The organism is Halorubrum sp. SS7 (genome assembly GCF_005435055.1).
In the GTDB taxonomy this organism is placed as follows: Archaea; Halobacteriota; Halobacteria; order Halobacteriales; family Haloferacaceae; genus Halorubrum; species Halorubrum salinarum.
Window position 1 is genome coordinate 1 of sequence record NZ_SGXV01000682.1, and the last position, 226, is coordinate 226.

Annotated in this window: 1 protein-coding gene; it reads right to left on the reverse strand. The window is 67.3% G+C overall.

The features are described 5' to 3' along the window. A partial coding sequence (locus EXE44_RS19605) for a fumarylacetoacetate hydrolase family protein (protein ID WP_137718139.1) occupies positions 1-226 on the reverse strand: 226 nt, incomplete at both ends.

A 226-nucleotide genomic window follows, 5' to 3' on the forward strand; every position in this document is an offset into this window, starting at 1 on the left:
CCGAGCAGCACCGGGGGCTCGCGGTAGACGCCGACGCCGGGGGGCGTGCCGGTGAACACCAGGTCGCCGGGTTCGAGCGTGAACGCCCGGCTACAGAAGGCTATCAGCTCGTCGACGCCGAAGATCAGGTTCTCGGTCGACGACTCCTGAAGCCGTTCGCCGTTGACCTCGGCGAATATCTCGAGGTCGTGCGGGTCGTCGATCTCGTCGGTCGTGACGAGGTCGG